This window comes from Candidatus Pelagibacter sp. uisw_091 (genome assembly GCF_059512525.1).
The window spans coordinates 452,526-469,929 of the sequence record NZ_CM183455.1 but is presented as its reverse complement, the minus strand read 5'-3'; the positions used below and the strand labels follow the sequence as shown (position 1 = coordinate 469,929).

Genomic DNA, 17,404 nt, shown 5'->3' with positions numbered 1-17,404 from the left:
TTAATTAATTATATATCTTAAATTTAACTTTTCATATTTTATCAATAAATAAATTATCAGGAAAATAGCCGTTGTAATACCAGTACAATAAATAAATTTTTTTAACATTTTAGGATTTTCTGGAGAACCTGCATCCTCACCATCAATTTTGATAGATTTTTGTCTATTTACGTCAATTGGAAGAATCGTGAAAAAAACTATCCACCAAATTATTATATAGATTATAGCAAGACCCGTTGCACTCATTTAAATTCTTACTATATTGATATTTATAAATGGTCTTTTGCCAGTAATCTCTTTGGCGCATTTTCTACAAGTAATTTTTAAAGCATCAATTAAATTATATTCCTGTTTTTTACTTTTTATAGAAAAAGTTCTAGTTGTACTTTCTATTGCATCTTCTAATTCATATATGAATTCATCAACATCGTGAAGTGGCAAACCTCTGAAAGTTAATACTGGACGTTTGTGAATATTTCCTTTTGGTGTAATTAAGACAGTTACCTCCATGTAACCATTTGCAGCAATATTTTTTCTATCTTTAATTGATTGGGAATCTTCTTCAACACTCATATTTCCATCTAAATAAAGTCTTCCACTTGGAGCTCTATCAAAAACATGTGGTTTGCCTGGAGCTAATTTTACAATGTCGCCATTTTCTACTTGTACCGGGTGTGGGACTTTCATTTCGTGGGCAAATTTCATGTGTTCAATCATATGCCTATGCTCTCCATGAACAGGAATGGCACATTGAGGTTTTATCCAATCATACATTTCCCTAAGATCATCTCTATTTGGGTGGCCAGAAACATGTACAAATTCACTTTCTTCAGAAATAACTTCAATACCATCTTTTACTAATTGGTTTTGTAGTTTGTATAATTTTTTTTCATTACCTGGGATAATTTTTGATGAAAAAATAACAGCATCATCTTTTTCTATATAAACATCTGGATGAGTATTGCTCGAAATTCTCATGAGAGCAGCCATAGGTTCGCCTTGACTACCAGTACAAAGATAAACTATTTTCTCTCTAGAAATATTTTTAGCTTCACGAGCATCAATAGGTTCAATAACATTTTTTAGATAACCACATTGTCTTGCTGCTTTAAATATCCTATGCATAGATCTTCCAACTAGTGATATTTGTCTGCCAGTTTTTTCTGCACAATAAAAAGCTGTTTCCATTCGAGCTACATTTGATGCAAATGAAGCCATCACAATTCTTTTTTTAAGGCTACCCATTATATTTAACAAACTTTTTCTAACATCCAGTTCAGATCCTGCTTTACCCATGCTAAATACATTTGTTGAGTCACAAATCATAGCAAGTACACCTTCTTTACCAACCTCTTTAAGTCTGTCTGAGTTAATTTTATCACCAATTAGTGGTTCAGGATCAATTTTCCAATCTCCAGTGTGCAGTATTACACCAGCTGGAGTTTCAATTCTAAGACCGTTAGGTTCAAGAATTGAGTGAGTTAATGTGATGTACTCTATTTTGAAAGGATTTAAATCTACAGTTCCATTTAATTGAACTATATTTAGATAGTTCGTTACATCAACATTCTTTTCTTTAAATTTTTCTTTTATTAAGACTGCAGTAAATGGAGTAGCAAAAATTTTACATTTTAATTGAGGCCATAGATGTGCAATCGCTCCAATGTGATCTTCATGGGCATGAGTAAGAATAATTCCTAATAGGTCTTCTTTTTTATCCACTATAAATCCAGGATCTGGATAAATTAGATCAATTCCTGGTAAGGTGTCATCAGCAAACGTTACACCTATATCAACCATTATCCATTTATGTTCACCTGGTTTTCCGAAGGCAAACAGGTTCATATTCATGCCAATTTCTCCTGAACCCCCTAAAGGGCAAAATAATAATTCATCTTTCATATTTATTTAATTAAACTGCTGGCTCTGATCAGGCCGTTAATTGTAATGTCTTTATTTAATGTAACTTTCGTTTTAATTGAATTTTTGAATAAATTAGATAATCCTCCAGTAATTATAATTTTAAAGGACATCTTGGTCTCTTTCTTAATTAAATTAACAATATTGTCAATTAAACCTTCATAACCCCAAAAAAAACCAGCTCTGACAGCACTAATAGTGTTTAAACCAATAACTTTATTTGTTTTTTTCAAATTAATTCTAGGAATTTGTGTTGCTTTATCAGAAAGTGTATTAAGTGAGAGTTTAACGCCAGGTGCAATAACACCGCCATGATAAGTGTTTTTAATCAAAACGTCAAATGTTGTGGCAGTTCCAAAATCTAAAATTATAAAATTATCTTTATTATTAATAACACTAATTGCATTAGCCAATCTATCTGAGCCAATTTGTTTGTAGTTAACTTTAATTTTAATTAATTTATTTATTTTAAGCTTTTTCAGTTCATGACATTTAATTTTGTAGGTTTTATTAAAAAAGCTTTTAATTGTATTAAATGATTTTGGTACAACACTACAAAATAAACATGTATGGATCAATTTATCTTTTAAGTTTAGGTTGAATAAAGATTTTTTCAATAAAGAAGAGCTAATATTTTTTGTTATTATAGTAACTCTTTTAATAATAATATTTTTTGAGTTTACTAAACAAATTTTAGTTTCGGTGTTTCCTATATCGCCAACAATAATCATTTTAAATTTTTATTTAAATTCTTTATATTAAATTCTGGTAACATTGGAATAAAAGTTTCATAAATTTTTTTTAACTTTAAAGATGCATTTTTAGGGGTAATTTTAACATTAATTAAGTCAAAAAGATTTGTGGTAGAATAATTTTTTATATTTGGACTCTTAATCAAATTGACACCTATTCCTATAATAATAAATTTTTCATCAGCTTTAGATATCGTTTCCTGTAATATACCTGAAATTTTCATATTATTTACCAACAAATCATTTGGATTTTTAATTATAATATTACCTTTATAAAAATTTGATAATAATTTTTTAACTAAAAAACAATTGACTTTTGTCAAATCTTTCAATGATAATTGAATCTTGTTAAGTTGAAAAAAAATACTAACAAATAAATTACCTTTAAAGGAGGTCCATTTTTTTCCATACTGACCCCTTCCTCTTTTTTGTTTTTCGGCAATTACAATTCCTGATTTATTATTGGTATTTCTAATTATTTTTATTGCTAAATCGTTTGTACTATTTATAATCTTAAAATTGAACTTTTTTAACTTCATTAAATAATATTGATGTTAGATACAATTTCCACCAATTTACTAGGGAAGATAAAGTACAAAAGAATTAACAACGTTGAAACAGCTAATGATATTTTTAACCAAAGGCTATGATCTGTGTCATATCTTTCTTTTTCTTCATCAAAATAAATAACTTTAATTATTCGTAAATAATAAAAGGCGGCTATAACAGTTGATAGCAAGCCAATAATTGCTAAGAAATACATTGATTGTTCAATTACAGATTTAAATACATAAAGCTTAGCAAAAAAACCTGCTAATGGTGGAATGCCAGCTAATGAAAAAAGTATAACAAGTAATGATAAAGATAAAACTGGGTGGTTTTTTGATAGTCCAGATAAATCATCAATAGTCTCAAAGTACTGATCATTTCTTTTCATCATAAATAAGCAACTGAATAAACCAAGATTCATTATCAAGTAAATAGAGATATAAATTATAGATGACTGAATACCTTCATTAGTACCAACAGAAAGTCCTGCTAAAGCGTAACCTATATGACTTATAGAACTATATGCTACTAATCTTTTTAAATTCTTCTGTCCAATTGCTGCAACAGCTCCGAATATCATTGAGGCAATTGATAAAAAAATTATGATAGGTTGCCATTGATCAATCATATTAAAAAATGGGACATATAAAAATCTAATGAAGACAGTTAAAGCTGCAACTTTAGGAACTATAGCAAAAAATAGTGTTACAGATGTTGGTGACCCTTCATAAACATCTGGTGCCCACATATGAAATGGTACGGCAGATATTTTAAATGCCAATCCAACTAAGATAAAAACTATTCCAAATGTTAGTCCATAATGATTAGAATCCATTGAATTACCAATAATGTTGAAATTAGTTGATCCCGAAAATCCATAAATTAAAGAACAACCATAAAGTAGCAAACCAGAAGAAAGTGCACTTAATACAAAATATTTAAGACCTGATTCAGAAGATTTTAACTGATCTCTATTAAATGATGCCAAAACATACAAGGCTAATGACTGTAATTCAAGACCAATGTAAAAAACCATAAGATCATTTGAGCTAATCATAACCATCATTCCTAAAATTGAACTAAGGATTAAAATTGGATATTCTATTAAAAAAATTTTAGATATTTTTAGATATTTTGTTGAAATTGATAAGACAAAAACACCGCCTACAATTGTAATAATTTTCATTAAGGATGAAAGATTGTCAATTATGTAGCTATTTCTAAATAAAGTTTTTTCGTTATCAAAAGGATTGTTTAATATTAAAATTCCAGTAATTAATAATAGTGTTATTGAAAGATTGTGAATTAAACTTGAACTATTTTTTTTGAAAACACCTAAAGTTAATAAAAACATTATTGATAAAGAGATAAAAATTTCAGGAGAAATAAAATTTAAATTATTCATTATTTTTGTACCTCAGCACCAAACATATTTAAGTTAAAATTATACATTTCAATTAAATCATTTACTGATACTTCGATTGTATTAATAAGTGGTTCTGGGTAAAAGCCAAAGAATAATACGGGTATAGCTAAACTCCATAAAATAAATTTTTCTGAATTATCTAAATCAGGTATTTTTAGTAAATCTTTATTTATTAGATTTCCAAAAACCACCCTCCTATATAACCACAACATATATGCAGCACCAAAAATCACACCAAAACTAGCAATAACTGCTACCAAAAAATTATCCTTGAATGCGCCCATTAAAATTAGAAATTCTCCTATAAAGCCGCTAGTGCCTGGTAGGCCTAATGCAGCCAAAGTAAATAACATAAATAAAATTGAATATTTAGGCATCACTGAAACTAAACCACCATAAGTTTTAATTAACCTTGAGTGCATACGATCATAAACAACACCCACACATAAAAATAAAGCAGCTGAAACAAGCCCATGACTAATCATTTGAATTATACTTCCTTCAATACCCTGCTGTGTAATTGTAAAAATTCCTAAAGTTACAAAACCCATATGAGCAACAGAAGAGTATGCTATTAGTTTTTTCATATCTTCTTGCATTAAAGCAACTAATGATGCGTAAATAATTGCAATTAAACTTAATGAGTACACTAAAGGAGTAAATAATTCAGAGGCAACAGGAAATAAGCCTAATGAAAATCTAATAAAACCATACCCTGCCATCTTCAATAAAATTGCAGCAAGAAGAACTGAGCCAGCTGTTGGTGCTTCAACGTGAGCATCAGGTAGCCAAGTATGAACAGGCCACATAGGTGTTTTAACCGCAAAAGAACTAAAAAAAGCAAGCCACAATAAGTTTTGATATTTTCTATCTATTCCTAATTCATAAAGTTGAACTATATCGGTAGTACCAGAAATCCAAAAAATTGAAATTATTGCAACTAACATTAAAACAGATCCTAGCAATGTGTATAAAAAAAATTTAAAAGCAGAATAAATTCTTCTTTCACCTCCCCAAATTCCAATAATTAAAAACATAGGTATTAGACCAGCTTCAAAAAATAAATAAAAGACAACTAGATCAAGTGAACAAAAAACTCCAATCATTAAACTCTCCATTACCAATATGGCAATAAGAAAATCTCTTAACTTTACTTTAATTGTGTTGTTAACAGATATTATACATAATGGAGTAATAAGTGTTGTTAGAATTATGAACAGAATTGAAATTCCATCTATACCCACTTTATAATTAACAAAACCTTTTAGCCACTCTCTATTTTCAACAAATTGAAAACTAGATGTTGAGGGATCAAATAAATACCATAAATAAATTGAAATTAAAAAATTAACAAAAGAAGTAAACAATGCAACATATTTTCCTGTATTTGAATTTTTATCTTTTGAAAATAATAAAAATAAAGCTCCTATAGTTGGTAAAAGAATTAAAGATGATAAAATTGGAAAATTCATTATTTCAAAATTAAAAATGTTAATAAAGCTGAAAGGCCTATTAATATCATAAACGCATATTGATAAATGAATCCACTTTGAAATTTACTAGCTCTCAAAGACAAATTTTTAATTATTAAAGAAAAACCATCAGGTCCAAACTTATCAATAATTTTTATATCTACTACTTTCCAAAAGAAAAGGCCTAGTTTTTTTGAAGACAGGATAAATATAACGTAATATAATTCATCAAAATACCACTTATTAAATAAAAAATTATATAAAGGTTTGTTAGATTGGGCAAATTGATTTGGTAGCTTTTTATTTTTTACAAATAGATAATAAGAAATTGGAATTGATAAAAGAACAAGTACAGGTGTAATTAAAATAACCCATAATGGTGGGTGGTCCGTACTTAGTGGGTTTAAAAACTTAATGGAATCCCCCCAAAAATTATTTTCTCCTCCATGACCAATAAATAAGTCTTTAAATAAAAATCCAGCGAAAATTGCTCCTAATGCTAGTATAATTAAAGGTATCAGCATAACTAAGGGAGACTCGTGCATCTCTTCAATTTTTAATTTTTGATTATTATAAGTTCCATGAAATGTTTTAAAGATTAATCTCCAAGAATATATCGAAGTAAGTAAGGCTGTTAAAATACCAACACCTGCAGCATAAAATCCTACTGTATTACCTCTAAGATAGGCAAATTCTATAATTGCATCTTTTGAATAAAAACCAGAAAGAAAAGGAAAACCTGTAAGCGCTAAAGTGCCAATAATCATTAAAATCCAAGTATAGGGTAATTTTTTATAGACAGCTCCCATTTGATTAATATCTTGTTCATTTTTAAATGAGTGGATCACAGATCCTGACCCAAGAAATAGTAATGCCTTAAAAAATGCATGAGTAAATAAATGAAACATTGCAACATTATAAGCACCAACACCAGCTGCGAAAAACATATAACCTAGCTGACTACATGTTGAGTAAGCAATTATTTTTTTAATATCAGTTTGAACTAAAGCTATTGTTGCAGCAAAAAAAGCAGTTGTCATTCCAACTATTGTAATAATATTTAAAGTTAAAGGAGAATACTCAAATATTGGAGAGCATCTAACCACTAAAAAAACACCTGCTGTAACCATTGTAGCAGCATGTATTAGTGCAGAAACTGGTGTAGGACCTTCCATAGCGTCTGGTAACCATGTGTGTAAAAAAATTTGGGCCGACTTACCCATGGCTCCAATAAATAATAGTATACAAATTAAATCAATAGCATTGATGTATATTCCTAAAAATAATAATTCTTTATCAACAATTTGTGGAATTTGTTGAAATACTTCAGAATAATTAACTGTACCAAATAGATAAAAAATTAAAAATATTCCTAATGCAAATCCAAAATCGCCTACTCTATTTACGACAAAAGCTTTTATGGCAGCTGCATTTGCCGAATCTTTTTTAAACCAAAAGCCAATTAAAAAATAGGAACAAAGGCCTACCCCTTCCCAACCAAAAAATAATTGAAGAAAATTATCAGATGTAACCAATGTTAACATTGCAAATGTAAAAAGAGAAAGATATGCCATAAACCTTGGTTTATGTGGATCATGAGACATATAGCCGATAGAATAGATATGAACCAATGAAGAAACCAAAGTGACAACAACAAGCATTACTGAAGACAAAGTATCCACCTTAATAGACCAATTTACATTCAGTGTTCCTGAATTAATCCAAGTTGCAATAACTACATTGTTTTCATAACCACTGACAATCACTTGATAAAATAAAATCAAAGACAGCAGTGCTGAAATTGACACAAATAAACTTGTAACTATCTCTGAATTTCTATCACCAATGAATTTTCCAAAAAAACCAGACGTAATTGAAGCTAATAATGGAAGAAATAATAAAGCAAATTCCATATTATCCTTTCAAACTGTTTATTTCTTCAACTCTAATTGTTGAAGAATTTCGGTAATAAACCACTATTATTGCTAGTCCAATTGCAGCTTCTGCTGCAGCTACAGTTAATATAAAGAGTGTAAAAATTTGGCCGCTTATATCATTTAAAAAAATAGAAAAAGCTACAAAATTAATATTAACCGCTAAAAGAATAAGCTCAATACTCATTAATATTACAATTATATTTTTTCTATTTAGAAATATTCCCACTATACCAATTGTAAATATTATTGCTCCTAAAGTGAGATAGTGACCTAAACCTACATCAATCATCAAATTTAACTCCCCTATTCTTTTCAACATCAATCAATTCAACTCCATCAGATCTTTCTCTGGATATTTGACTGAAATAACTCTGTCTCTTAACACCTGATCTTTTTCTAAAAGTAAGAACAATAGCACCTACCATAGCAACTAATAAGATCATTCCACTTAATTGGAACACATGTATGTAGTCAGTATATAAAACATAACCGATAGCATGAGTGTTACTGGTGCTATTATCTATATTTAGTGACATAGCAGAAACAAGATCTGGTTTGTATTTCCATCCACCAATAACAATTATTAATTCAAAAAATATAATAGCACTAATAATCAATCCAATTGGAATATGTTTTGAGCTTTCCCTTGCACTAAACCACTGGTTTTTTTGTTGAGCTACATTTAACATCATAACAACAAACAGAAATAAAACAGCTACGGCGCCCACGTAAACGATTAACATAATCATTCCAAGAAATTCTGCACCTATCATTATAAATAAACAAGAAATACTAATAAAATCCAAAATTAAAAAGAAAACAGAATGAACTGTGTTTTTAGAAACAGTAACCATTATTGCAGAAATAATTGCAATTAATGAAAAAATGTAAAAAAAAATTGCATGAGCCAACATAATGATTATCTATAAGGATTATCTGCTTTTATGTTTGCAGCTAGAATGTTTTCCCATCTATCTCCATTGTCTAAAAGTTTTTCTTTATTGTAATAAAGTTCTTCTCTAGTTTCAGTTGAAAATTCAAAATTTGGTCCTTGAACAATTGCATCTACAGGACATGATTCTTCACAAAGCCCGCAGTAAATACATTTCATCATATCAATGTCATATCGAGTAGTTTTTCTACTACCATCTGCTCTTTCAGCAGATTCAATTGTAATTGCTTGAGCAGGACAGACTGCCTCGCATAATTTACAAGCAATACATCTTTCTTCACCATCTGGGTATCTTCTTAAAGCATGTTCGCCTCTAAATCGTGGACTAATCTTTCCTTTTTCAAAAGGATAGTTTATCGTTTTTTTTGTTTTAAAGAGTTCCCTTAAGGCAATTGTTAGGCCAGCTAAAAAATCTAACATAAAGATTGTTTTAAATATTCTTGATATTTTCATAATTAATTAATTGGTAAAAGATTAAAATAAAATAAATAACTTGCTGTAAGAACAACCCACGTTAAAGATAAAGGTAAGAAAATTTTCCAACCCAATCTCATTAACTGATCATATCTATATCTTGGTACAATGGCTTTTACCAATGCAAACAATATAAAAAGAAATAAAATCTTAAAAATCAACCAAATAGCTCCTGGTACTAAAGTAAAAGGGTAAATTTCGATTGGTGATAACCACCCTCCTAAAAAAAGAATTGATCCCATTGCACACATAAGAAGAATATTTGCATACTCACCTAACCAAAACATTGCATACATCATTCCAGAATATTCAGTTTGATATCCAGCAACAAGTTCGGCTTCAGCTTCAGGTAAGTCAAATGGTGGTCGATTAGTTTCGGCCAAAGCTGAAATAAAAAAAATTACAAACATTGGAAATAATGGAACTACAAACCATAAATTCTTTTGAGCCATAACTATATCGCTTAAATTTAGTGACCCAACACAAAGCAAAACATTAATGATGATAACACCTATTGAAACTTCATATGATACCATTTGAGCAGCAGATCTAATTGCTCCTAAAAAGGGATATTTTGAATTCGAAGCCCAACCACCCATAATAATTCCATAAACTCCCAAAGATGAGACAGCAAATAAATATAGAATACCAACATTAATGTCTGCTAATACTTGTGTTGCACTGAAAGGGATAACTGCCCAAGATATTAGTGCTAAAGTCATGGTGACAATTGGTGCTAATATAAATATAATTTTATTAGAGCTTGATGGAATGATAACTTCTTTAAATATGTATTTTAGTGCATCAGCTAAGGATTGAAGCAGACCAAAAGGTCCAACAACATTAGGTCCTTGTCTTTTTTGAACAAAAGCCCAAATACGACGATCAAGCCAAACAATCATTGCAACAGATACAAGCACCGGAACTAATAAAAATAAAATTTTATAACTTTCTGAAAAAATTATACTTAAATATTCCATATTACTAACCCTCTGTACCCGTTAATTTAAAGTTAGCCTTAGAAGTCTTGCATTCAAACATTGTTTTAGAAGCTCTTGCTATAACATTTGAATAATAATAATCTTCATTATCAATCTTTAAAATTTCATGATTAAACTCTATGTTTTTAATATCAGAAGTTTTAATAGAATTATTCTTTTCAACATATAGGTTAATTTGATTAAGTAGACTGCTGTCTAGCTCATCTTTATCGTTGAATAGCTTTCTATGATTCATTGCTTCAGCTAATTCATTTATTATTAGCCAATCTTCCTTTGCATCTTCTGGTGGATAAGAGGCTTTATAAGCTTTTTGTAATTTACCTTCTAGGTTTGTAAAATAACCATTTTGCTCAGTATAGGCAGCTCCTGGAAGTATAATATCTGCTATTTCTGCCCCTCTATCTCCGTGACTACCTTGATAGATTACAAACTCATTCTTTTTTTCAAATTTAAGATTATCTACACCTAACAGATAAACAATTTCAAACTTGTGATTTTCTAAGTCTTTTAACACTTCATTAGAACCATCGTTAGTTTTGTATAATCCAAGGTCGAAACTACCGACTGTAGCTGCATTTTCTGAAATTATGTTTAAAGAATTCCATTCATCTAATATTTTATTATTTTTTTCTAAAAAAGATTTAACAGATTCAAAAATATATTTTGCAGATTTTGTCTTTAGGGCAGACTGACCAAATATAATTAGGGGTTTTTTTGCGTCTTTAATTAAGTTTGATACCTCATGATTACCTTCGGTGATTTTTTTGATATTTTCAATATCTCCATCCAAAGACATATATGGATAAGTAAGATCACCAACTTCATTTAAAGAAATGATTTTTGTTTTATTTTGTAAGTATGCTTTTCTAATACGTGCATTTAAAATTGTTGCCTCGTATCTAGGGTTGCTTCCTATAAGCAAGATAAAATCTGCTTCTTCTATTCCATTAATTGTTGAATTGAACAAATAATTTTCTCTTTTTTGTGGGTTTAAATATGTGTGGTCACTTCTTGATTCAAGATTATACGAACCTAGTGTTTTATTAAAAAACTCTTTAAATATATACAGTGTTTCCATGTTAGCTAAATCACCGGACATTCCACATATCTTATTCTTGTCAACATTCTTAAACTTAGACTTAATTATATTAAAAACTTCATTCCATGATGCTTTTTCAAACTTACCGTTATATTTTATGTAAGGAGTATCTAGACGTTGATTTAATAAACCATCGCAGGCATATCTTGTTTTATCTGAAATCCACTCTTCATTAATATTCTCATTAATTCTTGGTAAAATTCTCTTTACTTCCCATCCATATGTATCAACTCTTATATTTGAGCCAATAGCATCCATTATATCGACAGATTCAGTTTTTTTTAATTCCCATGGCCTAGCCTCAAATACATATGGTTTAGATGTTAAGGCGCCGACAGGACATAAATCTACAACATTAGCTGATAGTTCTGATTGCATAGATTGTTCTAAGTATGTTGTAATTTGCATATCCTCACCTCTACCTATAGCTCCAATCTCTGGCACACCCGCAACCTCTGTTGCAAACCTAACACATCTAGTACAATGTATACATCTGGTCATTTGAGTTTTGATTAAAGGTCCCATATTTTTTTCAGAAACTTCTCTTTTATTTTCTTTGTATCTAGATTTATCAACACCATAAAACATTGATTGATCTTGCAAATCACATTCACCACCCTGATCACAAACTGGGCAATCCAAGGGGTGGTTAGCTAATAGAAATTCCATGACACCTTTTCTTGCTTTTTCAACAAATTCAGTATTTGTTTTAATATTCATTCCTTCAGCAACTGGCATCGCACAAGATGCAACTGGTTTGGGAGATTTTTCCATTTCTACTAAGCACATTCTGCAATTACCAGCTATTGATAATTTTTCATGATAACAAAACCTTGGGATTTCAACTCCAGCTTTTTCACAGGCTTGAAGCACTGTTAGACCCTCTTCAACCTCTATATCAATTTCATTAACTTTTAATTTAAACATTTTTTTTATCCAATAAATGTTGATCTACTAGATAGGGAATGTCTTTTATTTTTTTTATGCTAGGGTTAAGATCATTTCTATTTTCGATTTCTTTTTTAAAATGTCTTAACAAACCTTGTACAGGCCATGAAGATCCTTCACCAAATGCACATATGGTATGTCCAGCAATTTGAGTAGTGACATCTTCCAACATATCAACTTCATCTCTTGATGCATCACCTTTAGCCATTCTTTCAAGCATTCTCCACATCCAACCTGAGCCTTCCCTGCAAGGTGTACATTGACCACAACTTTCATGTTTATAAAACCTAGCAATTCTTGCCATACATTTAATAATATCTTGATCTTTGTTTATGACTACAATACCAGCTGTTCCTAATCCACTTTTTTCAGCAACCAATGAATCAAAATCCATTGTTAAAGTTTCACACGTACTTTGTGGTATTAAAGGCATTGAGGATCCACCGGGTATTACAGCTTGTAAATTATGCCATCCACCAATTACACCACCAGCATGAACTTCAATTAATTCTTTAAGTGATACACTCATTTCCTCTTCAACATTACATGGGTTGTTAACATTGCCAGATATACAAAAAATTTTAGTTCCAGTATTTTTTTCTTTACCTAAAGATGCAAACCATTTTCCACCTCTTCTTAATATAGTTGGAACAACTGCTATAGTTTCAACATTGTTAATTATAGTTGGACACCCATAGAGACCTATTAAAGCTGGAAAAGGTGGTTTTAATCTTGGTTGACCTTTTTTACCCTCTATACTTTCAAGTAACGCCGTTTCTTCACCGCAAATATAAGCACCTGCACCATAATGAATATAAATATCTAAGTCCCAACCACTACCAGATGCATTTTTCCCTATCAAATTTTTTTCATAAGCTTCATCAATTGCTACTTGAAGTTTTTCTCCATCAACAAAATATTCTCCTCTTATATAAATATAACAAACATGGGCTTGAACTGCGTAAGCAGCAATCAAACAACCTTCAATTAATTTATGGGGTTCAAATCTTAAAATATCTCTATCTTTACATGTGCCAGGTTCTGACTCATCTCCATTTATTACTAAATAATGAGGTCTTGCACTGAGCTCTTTTGGAGCAAAAGACCATTTTAAACCTGTTGGAAATCCAGCACCACCTCTACCTCTAAGTTGTGAAGTTTTAATTTCATTTATTATCCAATCTCTACCTTTTTCAATTATTTCTTTAGTTTTTGTCCAGTCACCTCTTGTTTTCGATGACGCAACATCTGAACCATTATCGTTATATAAATTCTGAAATATTCTATCTTCGTCTTTAAGCATTTTTTAAGTCCATAAGTGTTTTTCTGTTATTTTCAGGTTCGTTGTTTATACGTCCTCTGTATGATCCTGGCTTAGGTGTTTCATCATTTAGGATCTTATCTAAAATTTTTGATGTTTTTTCTTTATCTAAGTCTTCATAATAATCATTATTAATCTGCATCATAGGCGCATTAACACAAGCACCTAAACATTCAACTTCCATCCAAGAACAATTTTTATCTTTTAAAAGCTCATTTTCATTTTCAGAAATTTTTTCTTTGCAGGATTCAACAAGCTTGTAAGCACCTCTAATCATACATGGTGTAGTTGTGCAAACCTGTATAAAATATTTACCAACAGGGGCAAGATTATACATCGTATAAAATGTTGCCACTTCGTAAACTTTTATATATGGCATGTCCAAAATTTTACCTATGCACTTCATGGCCGCTAATGGAATCCAGTTACTATTTTGTTTTTGTGCTATATAAAGGAGGGCCATTACAGAACTTTGCTCTTTACCTTTAGGATATTTTGCCATAACCGATTTAACAGCCTCGAATGAAGCAGGATTAAATTCAAAATTCTCAGGCTGTTCTTTTGAGGGTCTTCTTAAAGTCATTATCTGTCTACCTCTCCAAAAACTATATCTAGTGAACCCAGTACAGCAGGCACATCTGCAAGCATATGACCTTTAATTAAATAATCCATAGCGGCTAAGTGAGAAAAACCTGGGGCTCTTATTTTGCATTTATATGGTTTGCTAGAACCATCAGATATTAGATAAACACCAAACTCTCCTTTAGGAGCTTCAACAGCAGTATAAATTTCATCTTTATCTACACGGTAACCTTCAGTAAACAGTTTAAAATGGTGAATTAGTGCTTCCATAGATTGTTTAATATCTTTTTTTGATGGAGGGCTAATTTTACCATCTGATGATTTAATTGGTCCTTTATGCATTTTAGCCAAACATTGTTTGATGATAGAAATACTCTCTCTCATTTCTTCTATTCTGCATAAATATCTATCATAACAATCTCCATTCTTTCCAACAGGTATCTTAAATTCTAATTGATTATAGCAATCATATGGCTGCGACTTTCTTAAGTCCCAAGGCACACCAGATCCTCTAATCATAACCCCGCTAAATGAATAATCTAAAGCATCTTCTTTTGTTACAATGCCAATATCTACATTTCGTTGTTTAAATATTCTATTATCAGTTAGTAATGTTTCTAGATCATCAATTATTTTAGGAAAAGATAAACAAAACTTACCTATATCTTCTTCTAAACCCATTGGTAAGTCCTGATGAACTCCACCAGCTCTAAAATAATTAGCATGCAGTCTTGAACCTGAAGCTCTTTCATAAAAGGTCATTAAGGTTTCACGTTCTTCAAATCCCCATAATGAAGGAGTTAAGGCGCCAACATCTAATGCTTGAGTTGTTACATTTAATATATGACTTAAAATTCTTCCAATCTCACAAAACATAACTCTTATAAATTGGGCTCTAATTGGCACTTCAATCTTTAATATTTTTTCTATAGCTAAAGCAAAAGCATGTTCTTGATTCATTGGAGCTACGTAATCGAGCCTATCAAAATAGGGCACAGCTTGCATATAAGTTTTGTTTTCTATAAGTTTTTCAGTGCCACGATGCAGTAATCCAATATGCGGATCTGCTTTTTCAACAACCTCACCATCTAATTCTAAAATCAATCTTAGGACCCCATGAGCAGCCGGATGTTGTGGTCCAAAATTAAGGTTTAATGTTTTAGTTTTTTTTGTCATTTTCCTGATCTGTCTGTTTTTTAATATATTTAGTTCCTTCCCAAGGACTTTCATAATCAAAGTTTCTATAATTTTGTTCTAATTTAACTGGTTCCTTAATGACTTTTTTTTGTTCTTCGTTGTATCTAACTTCTGTGTGTCCAGTTAACGGAAAGTCTTTTCTTAGTGGGTGACCCTCAAAACCATAATCTGTAAGTATTCTTCTTAAATCTGGGTGGTCTTTAAATTTAACTCCATACATATCAAAAGCTTCACGTTCCATCCAATTTGCAGCTGGGTATACTGACGTCAATGATGGAATCATTTCATTTTCACTTATCAAATAACTTAATATTATACGTTTATTAAATTCATGACTTAAAAAAAGATATACAACTTTAAATCGTTGAGTGTCCTCAGGGTAATCAACTACAGTTATGTCAATTAATTGTCTGAATTTTGTATTCTCATTGCTCTTAATAAAAATTGTGACATCTATCAAATCTTTATTATCAATATTTATGTATAGTTGATCATGTTTAATATGAGATTTTTTAATTTTAGTTGTTAGTTCAGAATTAATTTTTTTCTCAAGATCAGTTAAATTAGTCATAATATTTATCTTTCAAAAGATCCTTTATTTCTAATTTTTTTTTGGAGTTGTAAAATACCATACAGTAAAGCTTCAGCAGATGGTGGGCATCCAGGAACATAAATATCAACTGGAACAATTTTATCACATCCACGAACAACAGAATAAGAATAATGATAATAACCACCACCATTAGCACAGCTACCCATCGATATTACATATCTTGGTTCTGGCATTTGATCATAAACTTTTCTTAAAGCTGGTGCCATTTTATTTGTTAAGGTTCCAGCAACAATCATAACATCAGATTGTCTAGGTGAGCCACGTGGTGCTGCACCAAATCTTTCCAAATCATACCTTGGCATTGCAGTTTGCATCATTTCTACTGCACAACATGCTAATCCAAAAGTCATCCAGTGTAATGAACCTGCTCTTGACCAGTTGATAAGATTATCTAATGATGTCGTTATAAAACCATTTTTACTAAAATCATCAGAAAGTTTTTTGAACTCTTCTGGTATTTGTTTATTATTATCTGTTAAATTCATGTTTTAAATTTTATTCCCAATCTAATGCACCTTTTTTCCACTCATAAATAAAACCGATTGTTAATATGAACAAAAAAATCATCATTGAAGAAAATCCTAATAAACCAATATTTCCCAAAGAAACTGCCCAAGGAAAAAGGAAAGCTATTTCTAAATCAAAAATTATAAAAAGAATTGCCACTAAATAAAACCTCACATCAAATTCTATTCTGGAATCTTCAAAGGGTTCAAATCCACACTCATAAGCTGATAGTTTTTCTGGATCAGGGTTTTTTGGTGAAAGAATTAAATTGATTATCACAAAGGCGCAACTCAGACCAATAGCTATTATTAGAAATAATATAATAGGCAGATAATCATTTAAAAATTCTGAAAGCATGAAGTCTATATAGCACTTTTTATATCATGTTGAAGTGCTCTTACGTCACAATTTATATGAAATTCACATTAAAAATGGGGAAAAGTGGCGGGAGTGAAGGGACTCGAACCCTCGACCTATCGCGTGACAGGCGATCGCTCTAACCAACTGAGCTACACCCCCACTTTTACATATTTTGGTGGGTAGTAAAGGACTCGAACCTTTGACCCCCTCGGTGTAAACGAGATGCTCTACCAGCTGAGCTAACCACCCTTAACCAAAATTATCGTTTAATTATAACAATTATTTATGAAAGTC

Annotated in this window: 18 protein-coding genes and 2 tRNA genes; all 20 read right to left on the bottom strand. The window is 30.5% G+C overall.

The window, feature by feature from the left end; translation table 11 throughout:
- Positions 1–246: a DUF1467 family protein gene (locus tag AC5YGA_RS02535; protein WP_415309174.1), complete on the bottom strand. Its 246-nt coding sequence runs from the start codon at positions 244–246 to the stop codon at positions 1–3.
- Positions 247–1,902, bottom strand: coding sequence for a ribonuclease J (locus AC5YGA_RS02530; protein ID WP_415309173.1), 1,656 nt, complete (start codon positions 1,900–1,902; stop codon positions 247–249).
- Positions 1,903–1,904: 2 nt separating this feature from the next.
- Positions 1,905–2,651, bottom strand: a complete 747-nt coding sequence (locus AC5YGA_RS02525) for a type III pantothenate kinase (RefSeq protein WP_415309172.1) — start codon at positions 2,649–2,651, stop codon at positions 1,905–1,907.
- Positions 2,648–3,211, bottom strand: a complete 564-nt coding sequence (locus AC5YGA_RS02520) for a biotin--[acetyl-CoA-carboxylase] ligase (protein WP_415309171.1) — start codon at positions 3,209–3,211, stop codon at positions 2,648–2,650. Before AC5YGA_RS02520 ends, AC5YGA_RS02525 begins: the two co-directional genes overlap by 4 nt.
- On the bottom strand, positions 3,211–4,626 hold the full coding sequence (nuoN, locus tag AC5YGA_RS02515) for an NADH-quinone oxidoreductase subunit NuoN (protein WP_415309170.1): 1,416 nt from the start codon (positions 4,624–4,626) through the stop codon (positions 3,211–3,213). Before nuoN ends, AC5YGA_RS02520 begins: the two co-directional genes overlap by 1 nt.
- The gene (locus tag AC5YGA_RS02510; RefSeq protein ID WP_415309169.1) at positions 4,626–6,119 is read right to left on the bottom strand and encodes an NADH-quinone oxidoreductase subunit M; all 1,494 of its coding nucleotides are present in this window, start codon (positions 6,117–6,119) and stop codon (positions 4,626–4,628) included. Before AC5YGA_RS02510 ends, nuoN begins: the two co-directional genes overlap by 1 nt.
- The gene (gene nuoL / locus AC5YGA_RS02505; protein ID WP_415309168.1) at positions 6,119–8,032 is read right to left on the bottom strand and encodes an NADH-quinone oxidoreductase subunit L; all 1,914 of its coding nucleotides are present in this window, start codon (positions 8,030–8,032) and stop codon (positions 6,119–6,121) included. The genes AC5YGA_RS02510 and nuoL overlap by 1 nt, the downstream gene beginning before the upstream one ends.
- A 1-nt stretch (position 8,033) precedes the next feature.
- On the bottom strand, positions 8,034–8,342 hold the full coding sequence (nuoK, locus tag AC5YGA_RS02500) for an NADH-quinone oxidoreductase subunit NuoK (protein WP_415309363.1): 309 nt from the start codon (positions 8,340–8,342) through the stop codon (positions 8,034–8,036).
- Positions 8,338–8,970: an NADH-quinone oxidoreductase subunit J gene (locus AC5YGA_RS02495; RefSeq protein WP_415309167.1), complete on the bottom strand. Its 633-nt coding sequence runs from the start codon at positions 8,968–8,970 to the stop codon at positions 8,338–8,340. The genes nuoK and AC5YGA_RS02495 overlap by 5 nt, the downstream gene beginning before the upstream one ends.
- Positions 8,971–8,975: 5 nt before the next feature.
- Positions 8,976–9,461 carry an NADH-quinone oxidoreductase subunit NuoI gene (gene nuoI, locus AC5YGA_RS02490; RefSeq protein WP_415309166.1) on the bottom strand — a complete coding sequence of 162 codons (486 nt, stop codon included), beginning with the start codon at positions 9,459–9,461 and terminating at the stop codon, positions 8,976–8,978.
- Positions 9,462–9,463: 2 nt separating this feature from the next.
- Positions 9,464–10,462 (bottom strand): NADH-quinone oxidoreductase subunit NuoH, encoded by a 999-nt coding sequence (gene nuoH, locus AC5YGA_RS02485; RefSeq protein WP_415309165.1) that lies wholly within the window; start codon positions 10,460–10,462, stop codon positions 9,464–9,466.
- Between the two features lie 4 nt (positions 10,463–10,466).
- Positions 10,467–12,509: an NADH-quinone oxidoreductase subunit NuoG gene (nuoG, locus tag AC5YGA_RS02480; protein ID WP_415309164.1), complete on the bottom strand. Its 2,043-nt coding sequence runs from the start codon at positions 12,507–12,509 to the stop codon at positions 10,467–10,469.
- Complete coding sequence (nuoF, locus tag AC5YGA_RS02475) at positions 12,502–13,833, bottom strand: NADH-quinone oxidoreductase subunit NuoF (RefSeq protein WP_415309163.1); 1,332 nt, start codon at positions 13,831–13,833, stop codon at positions 12,502–12,504. The genes nuoG and nuoF overlap by 8 nt, the downstream gene beginning before the upstream one ends.
- Entirely contained in the window at positions 13,826–14,434 is a 609-nt protein-coding gene (gene nuoE / locus AC5YGA_RS02470) for an NADH-quinone oxidoreductase subunit NuoE (RefSeq protein WP_415309162.1), read from the bottom strand. Before nuoE ends, nuoF begins: the two co-directional genes overlap by 8 nt.
- Positions 14,434–15,609 (bottom strand): NADH-quinone oxidoreductase subunit D, encoded by a 1,176-nt coding sequence (locus AC5YGA_RS02465; RefSeq protein WP_415309161.1) that lies wholly within the window; start codon positions 15,607–15,609, stop codon positions 14,434–14,436. The genes nuoE and AC5YGA_RS02465 overlap by 1 nt, the downstream gene beginning before the upstream one ends.
- Positions 15,593–16,201 (bottom strand): NADH-quinone oxidoreductase subunit C, encoded by a 609-nt coding sequence (locus AC5YGA_RS02460; RefSeq protein WP_415309160.1) that lies wholly within the window; start codon positions 16,199–16,201, stop codon positions 15,593–15,595. The genes AC5YGA_RS02465 and AC5YGA_RS02460 overlap by 17 nt, the downstream gene beginning before the upstream one ends.
- A 5-nt stretch (positions 16,202–16,206) precedes the next feature.
- Positions 16,207–16,728, bottom strand: coding sequence for a NuoB/complex I 20 kDa subunit family protein (locus tag AC5YGA_RS02455; protein WP_415309159.1), 522 nt, complete (start codon positions 16,726–16,728; stop codon positions 16,207–16,209).
- A 10-nt stretch (positions 16,729–16,738) separates the two neighbouring features.
- A complete protein-coding gene (locus tag AC5YGA_RS02450; RefSeq protein WP_415309158.1) occupies positions 16,739–17,107 on the bottom strand; it encodes an NADH-quinone oxidoreductase subunit A in 369 nt (122 codons plus the stop codon).
- A gap of 85 nt (positions 17,108–17,192) precedes the next feature.
- Positions 17,193–17,269, bottom strand: a tRNA-Asp gene (locus AC5YGA_RS02445).
- Between the two features lie 14 nt (positions 17,270–17,283).
- Positions 17,284–17,359 (bottom strand) — tRNA-Val (locus AC5YGA_RS02440).
- Positions 17,360–17,404 lie beyond the last annotated feature (45 nt).

Bases quoted from the DNA above. Each gene is read 5' to 3' on its own strand.
- AC5YGA_RS02535 (WP_415309174.1), bottom strand. From the start codon at position 246: ATGAGTGCAACGGGTCTTGCTATAATCTATATAATAATTTGGTGGATA.
- AC5YGA_RS02530 (WP_415309173.1), bottom strand. From the start codon at position 1,902: ATGAAAGATGAATTATTATTTTGCCCTTTAGGGGGTTCAGGAGAAATT.
- AC5YGA_RS02525 (WP_415309172.1), bottom strand. From the start codon at position 2,651: ATGATTATTGTTGGCGATATAGGAAACACCGAAACTAAAATTTGTTTA.
- AC5YGA_RS02520 (WP_415309171.1), bottom strand. From the start codon at position 3,211: ATGAAGTTAAAAAAGTTCAATTTTAAGATTATAAATAGTACAAACGAT.
- nuoN (WP_415309170.1), bottom strand. From the start codon at position 4,626: ATGAATAATTTAAATTTTATTTCTCCTGAAATTTTTATCTCTTTATCA.
- AC5YGA_RS02510 (WP_415309169.1), bottom strand. From the start codon at position 6,119: ATGAATTTTCCAATTTTATCATCTTTAATTCTTTTACCAACTATAGGA.
- nuoL (WP_415309168.1), bottom strand. From the start codon at position 8,032: ATGGAATTTGCTTTATTATTTCTTCCATTATTAGCTTCAATTACGTCT.
- AC5YGA_RS02495 (WP_415309167.1), bottom strand. From the start codon at position 8,970: ATGTTGGCTCATGCAATTTTTTTTTACATTTTTTCATTAATTGCAATT.
- nuoI (WP_415309166.1), bottom strand. From the start codon at position 9,461: ATGAAAATATCAAGAATATTTAAAACAATCTTTATGTTAGATTTTTTA.
- nuoH (WP_415309165.1), bottom strand. From the start codon at position 10,462: ATGGAATATTTAAGTATAATTTTTTCAGAAAGTTATAAAATTTTATTT.
- nuoG (WP_415309164.1), bottom strand. From the start codon at position 12,509: ATGTTTAAATTAAAAGTTAATGAAATTGATATAGAGGTTGAAGAGGGT.
- nuoF (WP_415309163.1), bottom strand. From the start codon at position 13,833: ATGCTTAAAGACGAAGATAGAATATTTCAGAATTTATATAACGATAAT.
- nuoE (WP_415309162.1), bottom strand. From the start codon at position 14,434: ATGACTTTAAGAAGACCCTCAAAAGAACAGCCTGAGAATTTTGAATTT.
- AC5YGA_RS02465 (WP_415309161.1), bottom strand. From the start codon at position 15,609: ATGACAAAAAAAACTAAAACATTAAACCTTAATTTTGGACCACAACAT.
- AC5YGA_RS02460 (WP_415309160.1), bottom strand. From the start codon at position 16,201: ATGACTAATTTAACTGATCTTGAGAAAAAAATTAATTCTGAACTAACA.
- AC5YGA_RS02455 (WP_415309159.1), bottom strand. From the start codon at position 16,728: ATGAATTTAACAGATAATAATAAACAAATACCAGAAGAGTTCAAAAAA.
- AC5YGA_RS02450 (WP_415309158.1), bottom strand. From the start codon at position 17,107: ATGCTTTCAGAATTTTTAAATGATTATCTGCCTATTATATTATTTCTA.